Genomic DNA, 916 nt, shown 5'->3' on the forward strand with positions numbered 1-916 from the left:
GGCACCCCCCATCGGCGAGCTGGTGCTGAGCCCGCCCTCGCACATGGAGACCGAGGCCGACCGCGCCTTCATCGCCCGGCAACTGGGCTTCGTGGTGTGGACCGGCATTGCCGGCCTGGCGCTCGCGCTGCTGCTGTCCTGGGCGCTGGCCCGCCGCTGGCTCGCCCCCATCGGCGCGCTCGTGGACGGCGCGCGCGGCGTGGCGGCGGGCCGGCTGGACACCCGCGTGGCCGTGCACGGCGACGACGAACTGGCCCGGCTGGCACTCACCTTCAACGACATGGCCGAGCAATTGGGCGGCATGGAAGCCTCGCGCCGGCAATGGATCGGCGACGTGGCGCACGAGCTGCGCACCCCGCTGGCGGCGATGCGCGCCGAGATCGAGGCGGTGCAGGACGGCGTGCGCCCGTTCGACGACAAGACCGCGCTGCGCCTGCACCGGCAGGTGATGCGGCTCATCCAGCTGGTGGGGGACCTGCGCGCCAGCCTGGATGCCGCCGCGGGCAGCGCGCCCTCCGCGCTCGTGCCCGTGCACCCGCTGTCGCTGCTGGCCGAGGCCGTGGCCTCCATGCAGCCGCGATTCGACCAGGCCGAGCTTGCGGTGGACACGCACGGGCTGGCCGCGCTCGCCAGCCTGTCGCCCCCGCCGCTGGTGCGCGGCGACGCGCAGCAGCTTCACCGCGTGTTCCTGAACCTGCTGGAAAACACCGTGCGCTACACCGATCCTGGCGGCCGGCTGGAAATCCAGGCGCAGACCGAGCGCAGCGGACCCGCGCCCTCGCTCGTGCTGCAGTTCGACGACACCGCGCCCGGCGTGGCCGAGCACGACCTGCCGCGCCTGTTCGACCGCCTGTACCGCGCCGAGGCGTCGCGCGCGCGCGCCACCGGCGACCTGGGCGGATCGGGCCTGGGCCTG

At 74.8% G+C, this 916-nt stretch carries 1 protein-coding gene; it reads left to right on the forward strand.

The features are described 5' to 3' along the window. Nucleotides 1-916 (forward strand): HAMP domain-containing protein (locus AC27IO_RS24815; RefSeq protein ID WP_498741296.1); only part of this gene is annotated, 916 nt, incomplete at both ends.

It is taken from the genome of Acidovorax sp. KNOB132 (assembly GCF_057541515.1).